Genomic DNA, 14,642 nt, shown 5'->3' with positions numbered 1-14,642 from the left:
GGGGCAGGAGACAGACCTCTGCCCGGGCAGACAGGGAAAAGGGAACGACGAAATCGGCCACTGCGGCGGCGCTCCTGTGCGCCCGCCGGCGGCCGTCACACCCCGGTCTCACCCGGAGATGTCGTCGTCACCCACCATGTCCGCGACTCCTCGATACACGATCTACGTCCTCACCAGCCTAACAGCCGGGCTCGCGTACCGGTCGCGGCGCGAGGTCGGACGCGGCGGACCGGACCCGGGGGAGCACCGGCGGCTCGGCCGCCGTGAACGCCCGGGCGAACACCGCGCGCGGCGTCGCCTCCGGGCCGAGGAGGTCGGTGACGGCCGCGGTCGCGGCGCGGTGCCAGCGGCTGTGGTGGCGCAGCATGGCATGGTCACCGCCCGCCACCAGCAGCATGCCCGCCCGGGCCCCGGCCGCCCGGGCGCGCGAGACGTACGCGGCCGACTCCCCGGGGTCGGTGACGCGGTCGCGGCTGCCGTGCAGGACGAGCACCTGGCGGTCGCGCAGGTGGGCGACCGGTTCGCCGGGCGGACACCAGGGGGCGAGGGCCACCACACCGCGCACCTGTGGGGCACCCGCCGCGCCCAGGGCCGCCCGGCCGCCCATGGAGTGACCCAGCAGGACGACCGGGACGTCACCGGCCGTGCCCCGCAGCTCGGCGAGGGCCCGCCGGGTGTCCTGGAGGGGATCCTCCGCGGGACCGTTCCAGCCGCGGCTGCGGTAGCGCACCTGGGCGAGGAGCACGTCGTCGTGGCCGGTGGCGGCCTCCAGCGCCCGCAGGAAGGGCCGCATCCGCAGCGCCGCGAGCTGCCAGGGGCGCGCGGCGCTGCGGCTCTCGGCGCGGCCGCCGTGCAGCACCAGCACGGCCGCGCGCGCCCGGGGCGGCCGCCGCCGCACCCGCAGTGCCCCGACCGTCGACGGATCGTCCTCAGCGCTCATGTCGGTCCCTCTTCCCCTTCCGCCCCGTCCTCACTTCCTGCCCCTGCCCGTCTCAGCTGATCCGTTGCCGCGCCGCTCCCGGACTGGTGGTCGTCCGGGCGGTCCGCGATCTGCTCCAATCCGCCCGCCCCACCGCTCCGGATTACCCACGCAAGCGTTGATCACATTGGGGTGGAGGAGCAGCGAGATGCCGCGAGCGTCAGGGGAGACGGCACGTCGCACCGCCGTCGTCGGCAGCGGAGTGGCGGGTCTGACCGCCGCGTACGTACTGGGCCGCGAGCACCGCGTCACCCTCTACGAGGCCGACGACCGCCTCGGCGGGCACGCCCACACCCACGACCTGACGGCGTCCGACGGCCGCGTCCACCGGGTCGACTCCGGGTTCATCGTGCACAACCGCCGCACCTACCCCAACCTGTTGCGCCTCTTCGGTGAACTCGGCGTCGCCACCCAGGAGTCGGAGATGAGCATGTCGGTGCGGTGTGAGGGCTGCGGCCTCGAGTACGCCGGTGCCCGCGGCCCGGCCGGGCTGCTGGCCCGCCCGCACAACGCGCTGCACGGACCCTACCTGCGCATGCTCGCCCAGGTGCCCCGGTTCCACCGGGCGGCCCGCCGACTGCTCACCGACCAGGGAGCCGACCAGGCCCTGACGCTCGGCGAGTTCCTGGACCGCGAAGGCTTCTCCCGCTACTTCCGCGCCCACTTCATGACGCCCGTGGTCTCCGCCGTCTGGTCCTGCGACGCCGCCACCGCCCTGCGCTACCCGGCCGCCTACCTGTTCCGCTTCCTGCACCACCACGGCATGCTCGCCGTCGGCGGCTCCCCGGTGTGGCGCACGGTCACCGGCGGCTCCCGCTCCTACGTCGACCGGATCGCGGAGCGGCTGCCCGACGTACGCACCGCCACCCCCGTCCGCTCGGTGTCCCGGCACGCGGACGGCGTGGACGTCACCGCCGCCGACGGCACCACCGACACCTACGACCACCTCGTCGTCGCCGTCCACCCGGACCAGGCACTGGAGTTGCTGGCCGACCCCACACCCGAAGAGAAGGAGGTCCTCGGTGCCTTCCGCTACTCCCGCAACGCCACCCTCCTCCACACCGACACCGCCCTGCTGCCCCGGAGCCGGAAAGCCAGGGCCTCCTGGAACTACCTGATGCCGGCCTGCGACGCGGGCGCCGACCGGGTCCGCGTCAGCTACGACATGAACCGGCTGCAACGCCTCGCCGCCGCCGACACCTACGTCGTCACGCTCGGCGGCGAGGACCGGGTCGACCCCGGCCGGGTACTCGCCCGCACGACCTACGAACACCCCGTCCACACCCCCGAGTCGGTCGCCGCCCAGCGCCGCCTGCCCGGCCTGCGCACCCCGGTCACGGCCTACGCCGGCGCCTACCACGGCTGGGGGTTCCACGAGGACGGCTGCCGCTCGGGGGTGGAGGCCGCCGCGGCCCTCGGAGTGACCTGGTGACCTCCGCCCCGACGGCACGACCCGGCATCTACCCCTGCGAGATCGGCCACATACGCCTCGACCCGATCCGCCACACCCTGCGCCACCGCACCTACATGTGGCTCGTCGACCTCGACCACCTCCCCGTGCTGCCGCGCCCACTGCGCCCGTTGGCCGGCTTCCGCGCCCGCGACCACTTCGCCGGCGACGCCCCCTCGCTGCGCGCGGGCCTGGAGGGCTTCCTCGCCTCCCGCGGCGTCGACCTGGAGGGCGGCCGGGTGCTGATGCTCACGCACGCCCGCGTCCTCGGACACGTCTTCAACCCGCTGACCCTGTACTGGTGTCACGGCCCCGACGGCCCCGACGGCCCCGACGGCCCCGACGGCCCCGACGGCCCCGACGGCCCCGACGGCCCCGACGGCCCCGACGGCCCCGACGGCGCCCCGCGCTGCGTGGTCGCCGAGGTCCACAACACCTACGGCGAACGCCACGCGTACCTGCTGGACCCCGACGAGGCGGGCGTCGCACACGTCGACAAGGACTTCTACGTCTCGCCCTTCCTTCCCGTCGACGGCGCCTACCACATGCGGCTCCCGCTGCCCGCGGACCGCCTCGACCTGACCGTACGCCTGGACCGGCCCGGCGCCCGCCCGTTCACCGCGACCGTACGGGGTACCCGGCGCGAGCCCACCCCAGCTGCCCTCCTGCGACTGGCGCTGCGGCACCCCTGGTCGACCCTCGCGGTGTCGGCCGGCATCCGCAGGCACGGCATCCGCCTCTACCTGCGCGGCCTGCCCGTCCAGCCGCGCCCGAGTCACCGCACCACGGAGAAAGCGACATGACCGCAACCCATCCACGCCCCGCCGCCGCGACCGAGGTACCGGGAGTCCGCGGCACCCCGGTCGACCCGCACCGCTGGCCCGACGTCGCCGCGCCGCCCCGGGCCTCCCGGCTGCGCCGGGCCACCGCCGCCGCCGTCGTACGCCGTGCCCTGCACCGGCTGCCGCTGCGGGTCAGGTTCGCGGACGGCGACACCGTCGGCCTCGGCGGTCCGCTGGTGGAGGTCCACGACCCCGACGCCTTCCACGGGCGGATCGGCGCCCAGGGCCTCATCGGCTTCGGCGAGTCCTACATGGCCGGCGAGTGGGACGCCCCGGACCTGGTCGGCGCCCTCACCGTGCTCGCCGCCCACGCGGCCGACCTGGTCCCCGGCCCGCTCCAGCGGCTGCGCGGCCTGTGGCACCAGCGCCAGCCCGCCGCGCGGCGCAACACGCCCGAGGGCGCCCGGGACAACATCAGCAGCCACTACGACCTGTCCAACGACCTGTTCGCCCTCTTCCTGGACGACACCCTCAGCTACTCCTCCGCCGTCTTCCTCGGCTTCCCGGCGCGCCGTGAGTCCCTCGCCGCCGCCCAGCAGCGCAAGACCGACCGGCTGCTCGACCTCGCCGAGGTCGGCGACGGCACCCGGCTCCTGGAGATCGGTACCGGCTGGGGCGAACTCGCCCTGCGCGCCGCCGCCCGCGGCGCCCACGTCACCTCCCTCACCCTCTCCCGCGAACAGCGCGCCCACGCCCTCGAACGCGCCCGCGAGGCGGGCCTCGCCGACCGGGTCCGCGTCGAACTGCGCGACTACCGCGAGGAGCAGGGCACCTACGACGCCGTCGTCAGCGTGGAGATGATCGAGGCCGTCGGCGCCGAGTTCTGGCCGGTCTACTTCCGCACCCTCGACGCGCGCCTCGCCCCCGGCGGCCGGGCCGCCCTCCAGGCCATCACCATGCCGCACGACCGCATGACCGCCGCCCGCCACACCCACACCTGGATCCAGAAGTACGTCTTCCCCGGCGGCCTGATCCCCTCCACCGACGCGATCGAGGCGACGGTCCGCGACCACACCGGCCTGCGCGTCGCCCGCCGCGACGCCTACGGCGCGCACTACGCCGAGACGCTGCGACTGTGGCGCGAGCGGTTCACCGAACGCGCCGACGAGGTCGAGGCCCTCGGCTTCGACGAGACCTTCCGGCGTCTGTGGACCTTCTACCTCGCCTACTCCGAGGCCGGTTTCCGCGCCGCCTACCTCGACGTCCAGCAGTACCTGTTCACCAAGGAGGGCCCCGCCCGATGAGCACCGTCCGCACCGCCAGGACCGGCGCCGCCCACCGGCTCGCCGCGCTCGTCGAGGACGCGCTCGGCGGTCCGCTCCCGGTCCGGCTGCGCGCCTGGGACGGCACCGAGACCGGCCCCGCCGAAGGCCCCGTGGTCGTGGTCCGCTCCCGGCGTGCCCTGCGCCGTCTGCTGTGGCAGCCCGGCGAACTCGGCCTGGCGCAGGCCTACGTCACCGGCGAACTGGACGTCGACGGCGACCTCGCCGACGGACTGCGCCGGATGTGGGCCGCCACCCGGGAGCGCCGGCTGCACCCGCCCCGCCTCTCCCTCGCCGACCGGGCCCGCGCGGCAGGCACCGCCGTCCGCCTCGGCGCCGTCGGCCCGCGCCCCGCCATGCCCGCCACCCAAGCCCGGCTGCGCGGCGGCCTGCACACCAAGTCCCGCGACCGCGCCGCCATCAGCCACCACTACGACCTCTCCAACGACTTCTACCGCCTCCTCCTCGACGAGACCATGGCCTACTCGTGCGGCGTGTGGGCGGACGAGTACACCGACGCGAACGCCGCCGACGCCCAGCGCGCCAAGCTGGAGCTGATCTGCCGCAAGCTCGGCCTCACCGCGGGCTCCCGCCTGCTCGACATCGGCTGCGGCTGGGGTTCACTCACCCTCTACGCGGCCGAACGGCACAAGGCGAACGTCACCGCCGTCACCCTCGCCGAGGAGCAGGCGGCGCACGTCCGCGAACAGGTGCGGGAGCGCGGCCTGGACGACCGGGTGGAGGTCGTCTGCCAGGACTACCGCGACATCACCGGCGGGGGCTACGACGCCGTCTCCACCATCGAGATGGGCGAACACGTCGGCGACGCCGAGTACCCGGCCTTCACCGCCGCGCTGCACCGCATGGTCCGCCCCGGGGGACGCGTCCTGGTGCAGCAGATGTCCCGGGGCCGCAATGCCCCCGGAGGCGGCGCCTTCATCGAGGCGTACATCGCCCCGGACATGCACATGCGTCCCCTCGGCGAGACGGTCCAGCTCCTGGAGGACGCCGGTCTCGAAGTGCGCCACGTCGAGTCGCTGCGCGAGCACTACGTCCGCACGGTCGCCGCGTGGGAGCGCACCCTCGAGAACCGCTGGGACGACTTCGTCGCGCTGGTCGGCGCGGAGACCGCGCGGGTGTGGCGGCTCTACCTGGTGGGCGGCGCGCTCGCCTTCGAGCAGCGGCGGATGGGCGTCGACCAGATCCTGGGCGTCCGGCCCACCGCCGAGGGCGTCAGCGGCATGTCCGCGACGCCGGGGGAGTGGTACGAGCGGCTGGAGCGCCCGTGAACGGCTTCCCGTGGGGCGCGTTCGCCGCCGGTCTGGGCTGGGCCGCGGCGGCCGCGCTCGCCGTCATGTCGGCCACCTTCGCCGTCGCCGTGCGCAAGGGCGTGCACCGGGTCGTGGACGTGGCCTGGGGTCTCGGCCTCGCCGCCGTCGCCGTCGTGACCTGCGTGGTCGCGGCGGCGGGCGGGGAGGGCGACCCCGGGCGCCAGACACTGGTGGAGGTCCTGACCGTCGTATGGGGCCTGCGGCTGGCCGCGCACATCGCCCGGCGCGGCCGGGGCCACGGCGAGGACCCGCGCTACGAGGCCATGCTCGCCAAGGCCCGCGGCAACCGGAATCTCTACGCCCTGCGCATGGTCCACCTGCTCCAGGGCGCCCTGGTGTGGCTGGTGTCGCTGCCGGTGCAGGCCGCCTCGTACGGGTCGGGGTCCCTGTCGGTGCCGGCCTGGACCGGAGCGGCCGTGTGGGCGGTGGGGCTGGCCTTCGAGGCCGTCGGAGACGCCCAGCTGGCCCGCTTCAAGGCGGACCCGGCCAACCGGGGCCGCATCATGGACCGCGGACTGTGGAGCTGGACCCGGCACCCCAACTACTTCGGCGACTTCTGCGTCTGGTGGGGCCTGTTCCTGATCGCCTGCGACGCCGGCCTCGCCGCCGCCGCGGTGTCCGTCGTTTCCCCGCTGGTGATGACGTACCTGCTGATCGGCGGCAGCGGGAAACGGCTGCTTGAGCGGCACATGGCGGACCGGCCGGGGTGGGCCGCGTACGCGGCGCGCACCAGCGGCTTCTTCCCGCGCCCGCCGCGCCGCTCCGCGTAGGACCGGACTCGAACGGGGGTGAGGGCCGTGGCCCTCACCCCCGTCAGACCGGCATGCTCAGCAGCGCGATCGGGTCGGAGGTCGGCTGCTTCGACCCACCGGCCGGCTCGACCGTGATGCCCACACCGGCCGCACCGTCGACGGCCCCCTCCATCAGCACCGCCTGACTGGCGCTCCCCGGGTCCATCAGGCCCGCCGAGCGCATCGTGCCGTGGTCGTCGAACCAGAGCTGGTACACCGTGCCCCGCGGCGGTTCGGCCATGCCCGAGGCCAGGAACACCGCACGGTCCTGACCCCGGGAAACGACCAGCGTCCCGCTCGCCCCGTCGGCCAGCCGCGCCGTACGGGACTCGGCGTCCGGGGCGGCCAGCACCCCGGCGAGGGTCTCGGCCCGCCGCTCGGCCTGCGCGGCCCGCTGCCCGGCGTCCTGGGCCCGCTCGTACTGCCACACCGCCGTGCCGCCGAGCCCCGCCGCGGCCGCCACGCAGGCCGCCAGCGCCCACCGGGCCAGGCCGCGCCCCCGGGGCACGACGCGGCGCGCCTTCTCCGCCGTGCCACCGCCCGGCGGGACCTGGCGCACCGTGGTGACGCGGTGCAGCACCCGGTCCTTGAGCGCGGGGGCGGGGACGACCGTCGCGGCCAGCCCCAGCCGGGCCGTCGCGGCGGCGAACTCCCGGGCCTCCTGCTCGCAGGTGGCGCAGCCCGCCAGATGGCGCTCGAAGGCCTCCCGTTCGTCGTCGGGCAGCGCGTGCAGGGCGTAGGCGCCCGTCAGGCTGTGCAGGTCCTCGGTGCGCATCACGCGCTCACCCCCAGGCAGTCACGGAGCCGGATGAGACCGTCGCGCAGGCGCGTCTTGACCGTGCCGAGCGGCAGCGCGAGAGCCTCGGCCACCTGCCGGTAGGTCAGGCCGCGGTAGTAGGCGAGGTTCACGGACTGGCGCTGGATGTCGGTCAGGGTGCGCAGACAGCGTCGCACCTGCTCCCGCTCCAGGCGGGTCTCCACCTGTTCGGTCACCTCGTCGTACTCGGGTGTCCGGTCGAGCAGCGCCGCCCTGTGGTCGCGGGCCGCGGCGGCCTCCACCGACCGCACCCGGTCCACGGCCCGCCGGTGGGCCAGGGTCAGCACCCAGTTGATCACCGTGCCGCGCTCCGGACGGTAGCGGGGCGCCGTGCGCCACACCTCCACCAGCACCTCCTGCGCGACCTCCTCCGACTGCGCCTGGTCGCGCAGTACCGCCCGGACGACCCCCAGCACGGACCCCGCCACCGCGTCGTACACGGTGGCGAAGGAGTCCTGATCGCCCAGGGCCACCTCCCGGATCAGCTGTTGCAGATCGGGCTGGGACGATGGATTTCTGCCGATGTGTACGGCTTCCTTCACGACGGTTGCTCCAAAAGAATGCGCGACGGGCGGGGGGATGCCCCCGCGTAATCCGGGGCCGCGCGGCCCGCGGATTGGTCGCGGGCCCGCGAAGCCGCGGTGACCTCGTCCGACGCACACCCTCCCACGGGCGACACGGGTATACTGACCGGGTTCGCGTTCGATCGTGCTCCGGAGGAGCGGGAAGACAGGGAGGTGAGGTTGATGACCGTGCTCGATGCCGTCCTTCGCGATGCCCGGATGTCCCTCGCGGGCTCCCTCGCGTCCCGAGCGGCGGCCTGACCCCGCCTCCCACGAACGCAACCCAGAAACGGATTCTCATTCCGCCATGTCCTTTTCCCGTTCTTCCTGGAACACCCGCGCCGAGACCGGCGCCGACGTCCCCGTCATCCGTGACATCGTCCGGGCCGCCTTCCCCACGCCGGAGGAAGCCGCCCTCGTCGACGCGCTGCGCGCCGACTCCGGTGCGTGGATCGAGGGTCTGTCCCTCGTCGCGGTGGACGACACCGACCGGCCCGTGGGGCACGCCCTGCTGACCCGCTGCCACATCGGCGACAGTCCGGCACTGTGCCTGGCGCCCGTCGCGGTCCGGCCCGAGCACCAGAACAGCGGCGCCGGTGCGGCCGCGGTCCGGGCCGCGCTCGTGGCCGCCGAGCGGGTCGGCGAGCACCACGTCGTCGTCCTCGGGCACCCGGAGTACTACCCCCGCTTCGGCTTCGGCAGGGCTTCCGCCCACGGCATCGGGCTGAGCATCGACGTCCCGGACGAGGCCCTGATGGCCCTCACCCTGGACGCCGCCCACCCGCTGCCCGCCGGGACCGTCCGGTACGCCGCGCCGTTCGGCATCTGATCCGACACTCCGCGTGGCGGTGGGAGCTTCTCCCGCCGCCACGCGGCCTTTTTCTCGGCGCAACCCCTTGACCCGACGCCCGCCGTCCTTCACATTGCTTGTTAATGCGCATTAGGTAATGCGCATTAACAAGCAATGTGCGACGGAGAGGAGCGGTGGTGGCGAAGGAAGCCGCAGGGCGGGCGAGGCCGGGGAGGGCCCCCGCGCCGGCCGGCCGGCGGGCCCGGCCGAGGCAGGCGGAGGTGGCCAGGCTCGCCGGCGTCTCGCAGGCGACGGTGTCCCTGGTGCTGTCCGGGCGCGACATCGCGACGGGCCGGCCGATCTCGGCGGAGACCCGCGCCAAGGTCCTGGACGCCGCCCACAGCCTCGGCTACGTCCCCGACCCCGCCGCCAGCCGGCTCGCCGCCGCCCGCAACAACCTGCTCGGCGTCTTCAGCTTCACCGCGACCTTCCCGACCGACGTCCGGCACTCGTACTACCCGTTCCTCGTCGGCGTGGAGCAGGAGGCCGCGGCGCAGGGCTACGACCTGGTGCTGTTCACCGGGTCGAGCACCGGGGGAGCGGGTGCCGGCGGTGCGGGCGCGCTCAACCGCGTACGGCTGGCGGACGGCTGCCTCTTCCTGGGCCGCCACGCCCCCGCGGACGAGCTGCGCCGCCTGGTCGCCGACGACTTCCCCGTCGTCCACGTCGGCCGGCGCGACGAGCCGGAGGGCCTCGCCTGGGTGGGCGCCGACTACGTCAGCGCCAGCCGCGAGGTCGTCACCGCGCTCGCCGGGCTCGGTCACCGGCGCGTCCTCCTCGTCCGCGAGGACGACGACGCACCCGCCTCCACCGACCGTGAACGCGGCTTCCTGGACGGGCTCGCGGCGAGCGGCCTGCCCGACGGACCCGACGCCGTCTTCCGCTCCGGCGACCCGCGCGGCGACCTGACCGCCGACCGGGTCCGCGCCTGGGTGGCCGACGGTGTCACCGCCTTCGTCGCCGAGGAGACCGACACCGGCGCCGCCTGGCGGGCGCTGCGCGCCGCCGTCGACGCGGCGGGCCTGGACTGCCCCGGCCAGGTGTCCCTCGCGCTGCTCGGCAGCCCGCCCGCCGACCTGGCCGACGGACCGGCGCCGATGGGCTTCGACATCCCGCGCCCCGCGCTCGGCGCCGAGGCCGTACGGCTGCTCGCCACCCGCATCGCGGGAGGTCCCGCCGAGGGCACCCTCGTCGCCTGCGCCTTCAGACCGGGCGCGACCGCCGGCCCACCGGCCGCCCCCTGAACCCACCCCACCCACAGAACCGACCGCACCACCCAAGGAGCAGCAGCGTGATACCGGAACCCGACATCCTCGTCGTCGGCGGCGGCCTCGGCGGCGTCGCCGCGGCCCTCGCAGCCTGCCGGGCCGGCCGCAGTGTCGTCCTGACCGAGGAGACGGACTGGATCGGCGGCCAGCTCACCAGCCAGGCCGTGCCGCCCGACGAACACCCGTGGGTCGAACAGTTCGGCACCACCGCCACCTACCGGCGACTGCGCGAGGGCATCCGGCAGTACTACCGCCAGTGGTACCCCCTGCGCGCCGAGGCCGCCGCCCTCACCGACCTCAACCCCGGCGCCGGCCGGGTCAGCAAACTCTGCCACGAGCCGCGCGTCGCGCTCGCCGTCCTGGAGGGCATGCTCGCCCCGCACCGGTCGGCCGGACGGCTCACCGTCCTCACCGAGCACCGGCCGGTGGCCGCCGAGGCGGACAACGATGTCGTACGTGCCGTCACGTTGGAGGACCTCCGCGACGGCACCCGCCGCACCGTCCCCGCGCGCTACGTCCTGGACGCCACCGAGACCGGTGAACTGCTCCACCTCGCCGGCGTCGAGCACGTCAACGGCGCCGAGTCCCGGGCCGAGTTCGACGAACCGCACGCCCCCGACCAGGCCCAGCCGGGCAACCAGCAGGGCATCACCGTCTGCTTCGCCGTCTCCCACCACGAGGGCGAGGACCACACGATCGACCGCCCCGCCGACTACGACTTCTGGCGCGACTACAAGCCCGACTTCTGGCCGGGACCGCTGCTCGGCTTCGAGGCCCCCGACCCGCGCACCCTGGAACCGGTGCCGCGCACCTTCGAACCCAACCCCGACCTCGACCCGCTGGCCGTCAGCGCCGACCAGAGCGCCGACGCGGGCGACAAGGAACTGTGGGGCTTCCGCCGCATCCTCGCCCGCAAGCTGCACACCGACGGCGCCTTCGACTCGGACATCACCCTCGCCAACTGGCCGCTCAACGACTACTGGCTCAAGCCCTACATCGGCCAGGAGGAAGAAGCCCTGCGCGAGGCCCGGCAGTTGTCCCTGTCGGTGCTCTACTGGCTCCAGACCGAGGCGCCCCGCACCGACGGCGGCACCGGCTTCCCCGGGCTGCGCCCGCGCCCCGACGTGACCGGCACCTCCGACGGCCTCGCCAAGGCGGCCTACGTCCGCGAGTCCCGCCGGATCAAGGCCGTCACCACCGTCACCGAGCACGACGTCTCCATCGACCTGCTCGGACCCTACGGCCGCACCCGCCACCGCGACTCCGTGGGCGTCGGCAACTACCGCATCGACCTGCACCCCTCCACCGGCGGCGACGGCTACGTCGACATCGGCTCCGTCCCCTTCGAGATACCGCTCGGCGCGCTCGTCCCGCGCCGGGTGCGCAACCTGCTCCCGGCCGGCAAGAACCTCGGCACCACCCACATCACCAACGGCTGCTACCGCCTGCACCCGGTGGAGTGGAACGTCGGCGAGGTCGCCGGAGCCCTCGCCGCGCACTGCCTCGCCGAGGACGTCGAACCGCACCAGGTGCAGGCCGAGGACAAGAGGTTCGAGGAGTTCGCCAGGGTGCTCGACCGCGACGGCGTACAGCGTCACTGGCCCGACATCAGGGGCTACTGAACGACCCCGCGCGGGACGGGAGTCGGGCGGGGCAGCACCACCTGCCCCGCCCGGTGACCGCCCACGCGTGGACCGACCCAGCACAAGGAGGTGCCCGGACATGACCACCCACCGCATCCGCGTCGGCATCGACGTGGGCGGAACCTTCACCGACGCCGTGGCGGTCGACGCCACGACGCTCCGGCTCGTGGGCCAGGTGAAGGTCCCCACGAGCCACCATCACGAGGACGGTGTCGCGCACGGCATCGTCGAGGCGCTCGACCGGCTGCTGACGCAGACCGGACACGCACCCGCCGACGTGGCCTTCCTGGCACACGGCACGACCCAGGCTACCAACGCCCTGCTGGAGGGCGACGTCGCCACCGTCGGCCTGCTCGGCATCGGCACCGGCGCCGGGACGTACTTCACCCGCAGACTCGCCACCCTCGACAAGCTCGAACTCACCCCCGGCAAACGGCTGCCGCTGCACTACGCCCACGTGCCCGACCCCGAGGACGCCCCCGCCGTACGGGCCGCCGTCGAACAGCTCACGGCCGCCGGAGCCCAGGCCCTGGTCGCCAGCGAGCCCTTCGGCGTGGACCGGCCCGAGGGCGAGGAGGCGGTCGCCGAGGCCGCCCGTGCCACCGGGCTGCCGACCACCGCCGCACACGAGATCACCTCCCTGTACGGACTGCGCAAACGCACCCGTACCGCCGTCGTCAACGCGGCGATCCTGCCGCGCATGCTGGCCACCGCCGACCTTGTCGACGCCTCCATCACCAAGGCGGGCGTCACCGCGCCGCTGATGGTGATGCGCTGCGACGGGGGAGTGATGTCCCTGGACGAGATGCGCCGCAGGCCCCTGCTGACCGTGTTGTCCGGCCCGGCCGCCGGTGTCGCCGGTGCGCTCATGCAGGAACGCGTCAGCGAGGGCGTGTTCCTGGAGACCGGCGGCACCTCGACCGACATCAGCGTCGTCAAACGGGGCAAGGTCGCGGTACGGCACGCCGTGCTGCTCGGCCGGACCTCCTACCTCAACGCCCTCGACGTGCGCACCGTCGGCGTCGGCGGCGGCTCCATGGTGCGGGTCTCCGGCGGCCGGGTCACCGGCACCGGACCGCGCAGCGCACACATCGCCGGGCTGCCGTACGCCTGTTACGCCGACCCGGCCGACCTGCGGGACGCGAAGCTGACCAGCATCAGCCCGCTGCCCGGCGATCCGGCCGACTACGCCGTCCTGGATGCGGCGGGCGGCCGGTTCGCGCTCACCATGACCTGCGCCGCCAACGCGCTGGGCCGGGTCCCCGAGGGCGACTTCGCCCACGCCGACCCCGGCACCGCCCGCGCCGCGCTGGCCCCGCTCGCCGCCGCCCTCGGTACCGACGTGGACACCGCCGCCGCCCGGCTCCTGGACGCCGGCACCGACCAGGTGAAGTCCGTCGTGGACGACCTCGTGCGCGAGTACCGCCTCGACACCGACACCGCCGTCCTGGTCGGCGGGGGCGGCGGCGCCGCCTCGGTCACCCCGCACCTGGCCGCCCGCACCGACATGACCGGCCGCATCGCGCAGCACAGCGAAGTCATCAGCCCCATCGGCGTCGCCCTCGCCCTGGTGCGCGAACAGGTCGAGCGGATCGTGCCGGGCGCCACCCAGGAGCAGATCCTCGCCGTCCGCGCCGAGGCCGAGCGCGCCGTGGTCGAACAGGGCGCCGCCGCCGACGGCGTCGAGGTCGAGGTCACCGTCGACCCGCAGACCAACGTCGTACGCGCCATCGCCACCGGCGCCACCGAGCTGCGCACCCAGGACCGGGCCCACCGCGCCGACGACACGGAGCGCCTGCGGCTGGCCGCCGCCAGCCTGAAGACCGACCCGTCGAAGGTGCACGTCCTCGCGGGCACCCCCGCCCACACCGTGTTCGGCACCGAGGTCCACCGCCGCTTCCGGCCCGTCCGCCACCCGGTGCGGGTCGTCGACGCCGACGGGGTCGTCCGCCACCACGCGCCCGACGCCCGGGTCGAGGCGACCACCGTAGCCGCAGCCCCCGAGGTGCTCGCCAAGCTGGTCACCGAGAACACCTCCTACGGCGACGGAGGCGTCCGCGCCCCCGCCGTACGGCTGCTGCTCGGCTCCCGCATCGCCGACCTCTCCGGCGTCCTGGACCCGCAGCCGCTGCTCGCCCTCGCCCGCAGCGAGCTGCGCTCCCGCGCCGCCGACGAACCGGTGGTCGCCGTACTGGAGGTGCGCGAATGACCGTCAAGAACGCCCCCGCGCGGGCGGACCTCGCCGCCACCGACGACATCGGGTGGGCGGTGCGGCTACTGGCCGCCACCCCGACCCACGAGCACCGCGACCCGGAGCTGCTGCGCCGGTGGGCGCGGACGGCCGACGCGTTCGGCTCCGCCCTCGCACCCGTCGCGTGCGAGGCGCGGATCGTGGAGCGCGACGGCGGACTGGAACTGGGGCTGCTCGCCCGGTACACCTCCAGACCGCCCACCGTCGAGCTGTACACCGACACCGTCGACCTCGCCGAACGGGTCGTCGACGCCCGCGGCTGGCGCGACTGGTACCCGCCCGGCTCCGTGCGGGCGGCCGCCCTCGCCCACGAGGCGGTGCACGTCCACCTCCACCACGGGTCCGCGAAGGCCGCGCTGAAGCGTGCCCTCGGCCACAGCGCCCTGCGCCTGGGCCGGCTGCACGTACCCGGCCACGTCGCCGGGGCGGAGGAGGTGGCCGCGCACGCCTACGCCCGTACCGTCTGCGGACTCGGCCGCAGCCCCCTGCTGCTGACCGCCGCCCTGGCCGCCGAGACCGAGCCCGAGACCCAGTCCGGCTCCGCGACGGGGAGCACCCCACCACCCGCACGTGACGCAAGAAGAGAGAACTGACC

The 14,642-nt window shown here is 74.6% G+C and carries 13 protein-coding genes; 10 read left to right on the top strand and 3 right to left on the bottom strand.

Annotated elements, in window-relative coordinates; all coding sequences use genetic code 11:
• Positions 1-178: 178 nt before the first annotated feature.
• On the bottom strand, positions 179-940 hold the full coding sequence (locus ACZ7MF_RS17565; protein WP_471477687.1) for an alpha/beta family hydrolase: 762 nt from the start codon (positions 938-940) through the stop codon (positions 179-181).
• Between the two features lie 187 nt (positions 941-1,127).
• Here ACZ7MF_RS17565 and ACZ7MF_RS17560 point away from each other — a divergent pair, with 187 nt between their 5' ends.
• Genes ACZ7MF_RS17560 through ACZ7MF_RS17540 form a run of 5 tightly spaced genes read left to right on the top strand, consistent with a single transcriptional unit; the run spans position 1,128 to position 6,634 of the window.
• Positions 1,128-2,411 carry an NAD(P)/FAD-dependent oxidoreductase gene (locus ACZ7MF_RS17560; protein WP_471477686.1) on the top strand — a complete coding sequence of 428 codons (1,284 nt, stop codon included), beginning with the start codon at positions 1,128-1,130 and terminating at the stop codon, positions 2,409-2,411.
• A complete protein-coding gene (locus ACZ7MF_RS17555) occupies positions 2,408-3,232 on the top strand; it encodes a DUF1365 domain-containing protein (RefSeq protein WP_471477685.1) in 825 nt (274 codons plus the stop codon). The genes ACZ7MF_RS17560 and ACZ7MF_RS17555 overlap by 4 nt, the downstream gene beginning before the upstream one ends.
• On the top strand, positions 3,229-4,515 hold the full coding sequence (locus tag ACZ7MF_RS17550; RefSeq protein WP_471477684.1) for a class I SAM-dependent methyltransferase: 1,287 nt from the start codon (positions 3,229-3,231) through the stop codon (positions 4,513-4,515). Before ACZ7MF_RS17555 ends, ACZ7MF_RS17550 begins: the two co-directional genes overlap by 4 nt.
• Positions 4,512-5,822 (top strand): class I SAM-dependent methyltransferase, encoded by a 1,311-nt coding sequence (locus tag ACZ7MF_RS17545; RefSeq protein WP_471477683.1) that lies wholly within the window; start codon positions 4,512-4,514, stop codon positions 5,820-5,822. Before ACZ7MF_RS17550 ends, ACZ7MF_RS17545 begins: the two co-directional genes overlap by 4 nt.
• Positions 5,819-6,634, top strand: coding sequence for a DUF1295 domain-containing protein (locus tag ACZ7MF_RS17540; protein WP_471477682.1), 816 nt, complete (start codon positions 5,819-5,821; stop codon positions 6,632-6,634). The genes ACZ7MF_RS17545 and ACZ7MF_RS17540 overlap by 4 nt, the downstream gene beginning before the upstream one ends.
• A gap of 43 nt (positions 6,635-6,677) precedes the next feature.
• On the opposite strand, the gene ACZ7MF_RS17535 is transcribed toward ACZ7MF_RS17540, so the two are convergent.
• Positions 6,678-7,430 (bottom strand): anti-sigma factor, encoded by a 753-nt coding sequence (locus ACZ7MF_RS17535; RefSeq protein ID WP_471477681.1) that lies wholly within the window; start codon positions 7,428-7,430, stop codon positions 6,678-6,680.
• Positions 7,430-8,014: a sigma-70 family RNA polymerase sigma factor gene (locus ACZ7MF_RS17530; RefSeq protein WP_471477680.1), complete on the bottom strand. Its 585-nt coding sequence runs from the start codon at positions 8,012-8,014 to the stop codon at positions 7,430-7,432. The genes ACZ7MF_RS17535 and ACZ7MF_RS17530 overlap by 1 nt, the downstream gene beginning before the upstream one ends.
• Positions 8,015-8,342: 328 nt before the next feature.
• Here ACZ7MF_RS17530 and ACZ7MF_RS17525 point away from each other — a divergent pair, with 328 nt between their 5' ends.
• The 5 genes from ACZ7MF_RS17525 to ACZ7MF_RS17505 all read left to right on the top strand — a co-directional run bounded on the left by ACZ7MF_RS17525 (position 8,343) and on the right by ACZ7MF_RS17505 (position 14,640).
• Complete coding sequence (locus ACZ7MF_RS17525) at positions 8,343-8,864, top strand: GNAT family N-acetyltransferase (protein WP_471477679.1); 522 nt, start codon at positions 8,343-8,345, stop codon at positions 8,862-8,864.
• Positions 8,865-9,019: 155 nt separating this feature from the next.
• A complete protein-coding gene (locus ACZ7MF_RS17520) occupies positions 9,020-10,129 on the top strand; it encodes a LacI family DNA-binding transcriptional regulator (RefSeq protein WP_471477678.1) in 1,110 nt (369 codons plus the stop codon).
• Between the two features lie 47 nt (positions 10,130-10,176).
• Positions 10,177-11,775, top strand: coding sequence for an FAD-dependent oxidoreductase (locus tag ACZ7MF_RS17515; RefSeq protein WP_471477677.1), 1,599 nt, complete (start codon positions 10,177-10,179; stop codon positions 11,773-11,775).
• A 100-nt stretch (positions 11,776-11,875) separates the two neighbouring features.
• The gene (locus ACZ7MF_RS17510; protein WP_471477676.1) at positions 11,876-14,005 is read left to right on the top strand and encodes a hydantoinase/oxoprolinase family protein; all 2,130 of its coding nucleotides are present in this window, start codon (positions 11,876-11,878) and stop codon (positions 14,003-14,005) included.
• Entirely contained in the window at positions 14,002-14,640 is a 639-nt protein-coding gene (locus tag ACZ7MF_RS17505) for a hypothetical protein (RefSeq protein ID WP_471477675.1), read from the top strand. Before ACZ7MF_RS17510 ends, ACZ7MF_RS17505 begins: the two co-directional genes overlap by 4 nt.
• Positions 14,641-14,642: the final 2 nt, after the last annotated feature.

This window comes from Streptomyces sp. NPDC111628 (assembly GCF_055635195.1).
This window is presented reverse-complemented; position numbering and strand designations above follow the sequence as displayed.

Bases quoted from the DNA above. Each gene is read 5' to 3' on its own strand.
- ACZ7MF_RS17565 (WP_471477687.1), bottom strand. From the start codon at position 940: ATGAGCGCTGAGGACGATCCGTCGACGGTCGGGGCACTGCGGGTGCGG.
- ACZ7MF_RS17560 (WP_471477686.1), top strand. From the start codon at position 1,128: ATGCCGCGAGCGTCAGGGGAGACGGCACGTCGCACCGCCGTCGTCGGC.
- ACZ7MF_RS17550 (WP_471477684.1), top strand. From the start codon at position 3,229: ATGACCGCAACCCATCCACGCCCCGCCGCCGCGACCGAGGTACCGGGA.
- ACZ7MF_RS17545 (WP_471477683.1), top strand. From the start codon at position 4,512: ATGAGCACCGTCCGCACCGCCAGGACCGGCGCCGCCCACCGGCTCGCC.
- ACZ7MF_RS17535 (WP_471477681.1), bottom strand. From the start codon at position 7,430: ATGCGCACCGAGGACCTGCACAGCCTGACGGGCGCCTACGCCCTGCAC.
- ACZ7MF_RS17525 (WP_471477679.1), top strand. From the start codon at position 8,343: ATGTCCTTTTCCCGTTCTTCCTGGAACACCCGCGCCGAGACCGGCGCC.
- ACZ7MF_RS17510 (WP_471477676.1), top strand. From the start codon at position 11,876: ATGACCACCCACCGCATCCGCGTCGGCATCGACGTGGGCGGAACCTTC.
- ACZ7MF_RS17505 (WP_471477675.1), top strand. From the start codon at position 14,002: ATGACCGTCAAGAACGCCCCCGCGCGGGCGGACCTCGCCGCCACCGAC.